Raw genomic sequence first — 5225 nt, forward strand, 5'->3', positions numbered from 1 at the left:
CGCGTCGCTGGTGGCGGCGGCGTACGGCGGGGAGCGCGGGCACCCGGTGCTGTTCGGCCGGGAGCACTGGGCGGGGATCGCGGCGAGCGCGGCCGGCGACCGCGGGGCGCGGGCCTATCTGAAGGAGCACGCCTGCGCGGTGGAGCTCGTCGAGTGCGGCGACATCGCACAGGCGTACGACATCGACACGGCGGCGGATCTCCACCACCTTGAGTAGCCGCCTTGAGTAGCCGCCTTGCGCAGCCACCTTGCGTGAAAGGGATGGCACTGAGCGCCACGTTCTGTCGACTCAGAGAATCTCGATATCAACAAACGATTGAACTTCCACAATGAGGAAACTAGTATCCACTGATCAGAAGGGCCGGTCCCCCGCTGAGGGGCCAGCAGCCGTACCCAGGCGCGCCCGGCACTGCGTGCCGATGCCCGCGCCCGCTCGCTGAAGGAAGTGACAGCCTCATGTCCGCACCAGCGCCGTCTCCGCTGGCCATCGTCGACGCCGCGCCCCTGCCCCGGCAGGACGAGGTGCTCACCGATGCGGCCCTCGCCTTCGTGGGCGAGCTGCACCGGCTGTTCACGCCCCGGCGTGACGAGCTCCTTGCCCGCCGCGGGGAGCGCCGCGCCGAGATCGCCCGCACCTCCACGCTCGACTTCCGCCCCGAGACCGCCGCGATCCGCGCGGACGACTCCTGGAAGGTCGCGCCCGCTCCGGCCGCGCTGAACGACCGCCGCGTCGAGATCACCGGCCCCACCGACCGCAAGATGACGATCAACGCGCTCAACTCGGGCGCCAAGGTCTGGCTCGCCGACTTCGAGGACGCCTCCGCGCCGACCTGGGAGAACGTGATCGGCGGTCAGCTGAACCTGACCTCCGCCTACAACCGCTCGCTCGACTTCACCGACGAGCGCACCGGAAAGTCGTACGCGCTCAAGGACGCCGACCAGCTCGCCACGGTCGTCATGCGCCCGCGCGGCTGGCACCTGGACGAGCGCCACCTCGTCGACGAGAACGGCACGGCGGTCCCCGGCGCCCTCGTCGACTTCGGCCTGTACTTCTTCCACAACGCCAAGCGCCTCATCGAGCTCGGCAAGGGCCCGTACTTCTACCTCCCGAAGACGGAGTCGTATCTGGAGGCCCGCCTCTGGAACGACATCTTCGTCTTCGCCCAGGACTACGTCGGCATCCCGCAGGGCACCGTCCGCGCCACGGTCCTCATCGAGACGATCACGGCCGCGTACGAGATGGAGGAGATCCTCTACGAGCTGCGCGACCACGCGAGCGGCCTGAACGCCGGACGCTGGGACTACCTCTTCTCCATCGTCAAGAACTTCCGTGACGGCGGCCAGAAGTTCGTGCTCCCGGACCGCAACCTGGTCACGATGACCGCGCCGTTCATGCGCGCGTACACCGAGCTCCTCGTCCGCACCTGCCACAAGCGCGGCGCGCACGCCATCGGCGGCATGGCGGCCTTCATCCCGTCCCGCAAGGACGCGGAGGTCAACAAGGTCGCGTTCGAGAAGGTCAAGAACGACAAGGACCGCGAGGCCGGCGACGGCTTCGACGGCTCGTGGGTCGCGCACCCCGACCTGGTCCCGATCGCCATGGCCTCCTTCGACGCGGTCCTCGGCGACAGGCCGAACCAGAAGGAGCGCCTGCGCGAGGACGTGAGCGTCGCCGCCGGTGACCTCATCGCCATCGACTCGCTCGACGCGCAGCCCACCTACGACGGTCTCGTCAACGCCGTCCAGGTCGGCATCCGTTACATCGAGGCGTGGCTGCGGGGCCTGGGCGCCGTCGCCATCTTCAACCTCATGGAGGACGCGGCCACCGCCGAGATCTCCCGCTCGCAGATCTGGCAGTGGATCAACGCCGGCGTCGTCTTCGAGAACGGCGACACCGCCACCGCCGAGCTGGCCCGCAAGGTCGCCGCCGAGGAACTGGCGAACATCAAGGCCGAGATCGGCGAGGAGGCCTTCGCGGCCGGCAAGTGGCAGCAGGCCCACGACCTGCTGCTCCAGGTCTCCCTGGACGCGGACTACGCGGACTTCCTCACCCTCCCGGCGTACGAGCAGCTGGGCTGACACCCGTACCGAAGCCCCCGGCACCGCACGGCGCCGGGGGCTTTCCCGCACCACCACCCCTGAAGGCCGCAGGCCTGTCAGAGGCGCGGGGAACCGCGCGAGAAGCCCCACCGGCCGTCGGCCGCCCGACGGCGACGCCTGCTCACCCCAGATGCGCAGACCAGTCCCGCTCGGCCCCCGGCTTACCGTGCAGATCAGGGACCCGCTTCAGCCAAGCGGGCCGCCCCCGCTCCGTCGCGGCGGCCCGCCGCGCATCCGCGGCCGCCAGCTCGTCCCGGCTCGGGAAGTCCGTGGGCAGCCACGCCTCAGAAGCGCGGGCGCGGGCCAGCAGATAGGTGACGTACGCGTCCCGCGCCTCGTCCGGGGAGGCGAAGTCGGTCGTCAGCCAGGCGTCCGGCACCAGCGCGAGGACCTCCCGCAGCAACTCCTCCGTCACCTGCGGGGAAAGCTCCGCATCGGCCGCGCGGGTGTCGGGCCCGTGGCCGCCGAGCGCGTGGTGGCGGAAGTCGTACGCCTTCTCGGGGGCCGCCGCGTCCCAGCGGTGGTGGAAGACGAGCGCCGCCCCGTGGTCGATGAGCCACAGCCGCGGCGGGGCCGTACCGAACGTCGGCCAGACCATCAGGTTCGCACTGTGCACCGTCCGGTCGACGTTGACGGTGAGCGCGTCCAGCCAGACGATCCGGCCGGCCTCCAGCGGGTCGACCGGGAAGACCTCGGCCACCTCGGGCGTGAAGTCGGCGGCGCCCGGCAGGAAGTCCATGCCCAGGTTCACCCCCGCGCTCGCCCGCAGCAGGTCCTGGACCTCCTGGTGCGGCTCGTCGGCCGCGACCGCCGGGTCGAAGCGGGCGAGCACCAGCTCGGGGAAGCGCAGGCCGAGCCGGCGCGCCAGCTCCCCGACGACGATCTCGGCGACGAGCGCCTTGACTCCCTGCGCGGAGCCGGTGAACTTCAGCACGTACGTACCGAGGTCGTCGGCCTCCACCACACCGGGTACGGAGCCTCCGGTGTGCAGGGGCGTCACGTACCGGGTCACGGTGATCTCTCTGAGCACCCGCCCAGGCTATACGCCGTGCGCGGGCGGCCGTCGAGGCAGCGGCGCACCGGGCGGCAGCGCCTCCTCCGGGAGCCACGGGTCCACGTCCCCCCACTACGAGCCCCTCACCACAAGTGGGGCATGCGGGACGTCCCCGGCCGCCGTTTTGGCATCGGCGGGCACTGATCCATAAGATCCGCCGATGATCATCAGACAACGGCTGGCGGCGGGTCTGTGCACCCTGCTCGCCGCCCTGGCCGTCGGCGGCCTGCCGGCCACGCAGGCGTACGCGGACGAGACCGACGACAGACCCGCTCCCCAGGTCGAACTCGTCCTGGACGTCAGCGGATCCATGCGCGCCCGCGACATCGACGGCGACTCCCGGATGGCCGCGGCGAAGCAGGCGTTCAACGAGGTGCTCGACGCGACGCCGAAGGAGGTCGAGCTCGGCATCCGCACGCTCGGCGCCAACTACCCGGGCGAGAACCGCAAGACGGGCTGCAAGGACACCCAACGGCTCTACCCCGTGGGCCCGTTGGACCGCACCGAGGCGAAGACAGCGGTCGCCACGCTGCAGCCCACCGGCTGGACGCCGATCGGCCCGGCCCTGCTCAAGGCGGCCGACGACTTCCGCGCCACGGACGCCACCAAGCGCATCGTCCTCATCAGTGACGGCGAGGACACCTGCCAGCCCCTCGACCCGTGCGAGGTGGCCCGCGAGATATCCGCGAAGGGCATCGGTCTCACCATCGACACCCTCGGCCTGGTCGCCGACGCCAAGACGCGCGAGCAGCTCTCCTGCATCGCCGACGCCACCGGGGGGACGTACACCTCGGTGCGCCACAAGGAGGAACTGACCGACAGGGTCGGGCAGTTGGTGGACCGTGCGGCCGATCCGGTGGTCACGCCCGTGGCCGTCGACGGGGCCGCGCGGTGCGCGGACGCGCCCCCGCTGAAGTCCGGCCTCTACACGGACCGCGAGACGTTCGGCGAGCACCGCTACTACCGGGTGGACGTCGAGCCCGGCGAGGAGCTGCGCGCTTCGGTGAGCGTCGCGGCCGACCGGGCCGTGAACCGGGACTACGGCGTGCTGCTGCGCGCGGTCACCGCCCACGGGCGGGAGATCGTGCGCGGTCAGGAGTCCGGCGACGGACGCACCGACGTCATCTCGACGGGGCTGCGCTATCCGAAGCCGGAGCTGGACGACGACGAGGCGCAGGCCGAGTCCGTGTGCCTGCAGGTGTCGCATTCCTACTCCGCGCCCGCCTCCGTGAAGACCAGCCCGGGTCTGCCCCTGGAGCTGACGGTCGACGTGGTGGACGGTCCGGACCAGGCGTCCGACGTGGCCGCGTTCGGCCTGGGCCACGGCTGGTGGCTGCTGGCCGCGCTGGTCGTGGTCGGATTCCTCGCGGGTGTGCTGTGGGGCTGGGTCTCGCGCTGGCGTGTCGCCGTATGGAGGACCAACTGATGCGTCACATGAGGCTGTTGACGGGATGCGCGCTGGCTCTCGCGTCGCTGGCGCTGGGCACGGGGAGCGCCGCCGCCGACGACGCGACGCAGAAGGCACCGACCGAGGCGGGCACGTCGTTCCGCACGGCGACGCCGATCGCGCAGGAGCAGAAGGCCACGGCGGACGGGTCCACGGGTGACTACCTGTACTGGTCGTTCCCGGCCGACGCGGGACAGCGGCCGACGGTGCGGGCCACGGTGGACCTGCCCGACGCACAGACCCGGCACGGCGCCCAGACCTGGCGGATCGACGTGTACGACGGGCTGCGCCGCCGCCAGCCGTGCCAGTACGGGACGCAGGCGCGCACCGTCGCCACGGACGCGGCGCGGGCCGACCTCGCGTGCACGCTGCGCACGGTGCGGGCCTGGTCCGAGCCGTGGGCGAACGACCCGCTGCCCGGCACGTACTACGTGCGGCTCACGGTGACCGGTCTCGACGGCACCGACCTCGGCCTGCCGGTCTCGGCGTCGGTCGAGGCGGCGTCGAAGGACATCGGGGGCGCGGCGGCGGTGGACGGTGCGCTGTCCGTTCCGCTCACCGCGGGGGCGTCGACGGCGACCTCCGACGAGCACGACTGGTCCTCCGGCTGGTGGACGAGCCGGT

At 71.6% G+C, this 5225-nt stretch carries 4 protein-coding genes and 1 pseudogene; 4 read left to right on the forward strand and 1 reads right to left on the reverse strand.

What is annotated here, in order from left to right; translation table 11 throughout:
• Both G3I40_RS26225 and aceB read left to right on the forward strand, forming a co-directional pair.
• Positions 1 to 217, forward strand: a pseudogene (locus tag G3I40_RS26225) (nucleotidyltransferase family protein); the annotation flags it as partial.
• Between the two features lie 239 nt (positions 218 to 456).
• Complete coding sequence (aceB, locus tag G3I40_RS26230) at positions 457 to 2079, forward strand: malate synthase A (RefSeq protein ID WP_164304625.1); 1623 nt, start codon at positions 457 to 459, stop codon at positions 2077 to 2079.
• A 142-nt stretch (positions 2080 to 2221) separates the two neighbouring features.
• Here aceB and G3I40_RS26235 read toward each other — a convergent pair whose 3' ends face one another.
• Positions 2222 to 3130, reverse strand: a complete 909-nt coding sequence (locus G3I40_RS26235; protein ID WP_164304626.1) for a HipA family kinase — start codon at positions 3128 to 3130, stop codon at positions 2222 to 2224.
• 184 nt (positions 3131 to 3314) lie between these two features.
• Between G3I40_RS26235 and G3I40_RS26240 the strand changes: the two genes are divergently transcribed.
• Together G3I40_RS26240 and G3I40_RS26245 are read left to right on the forward strand one after the other, a co-directional pair.
• On the forward strand, positions 3315 to 4580 hold the full coding sequence (locus tag G3I40_RS26240; protein WP_164304628.1) for a VWA domain-containing protein: 1266 nt from the start codon (positions 3315 to 3317) through the stop codon (positions 4578 to 4580).
• Positions 4580 to 5225, forward strand: a 646-nt coding sequence (locus tag G3I40_RS26245) for a hypothetical protein (protein WP_239091947.1), incomplete at its 3' end; no start/stop codon positions are given. The genes G3I40_RS26240 and G3I40_RS26245, both read left to right, overlap by 1 nt.

This window comes from Streptomyces sp. SID14478 (genome assembly GCF_010548525.1).
In the GTDB taxonomy this organism is placed as follows: Bacteria; Actinomycetota; Actinomycetes; order Streptomycetales; family Streptomycetaceae; genus Streptomyces.

What these genes read in the sequence shown, in the direction of transcription:
- G3I40_RS26240 (WP_164304628.1), top strand. Translation starts at nt 3,315, where the DNA reads ATGATCATCAGACAACGGCTGGCGGCGGGTCTGTGCACCCTGCTCGCC.
- aceB (WP_164304625.1), top strand. Translation starts at nt 457, where the DNA reads ATGTCCGCACCAGCGCCGTCTCCGCTGGCCATCGTCGACGCCGCGCCC.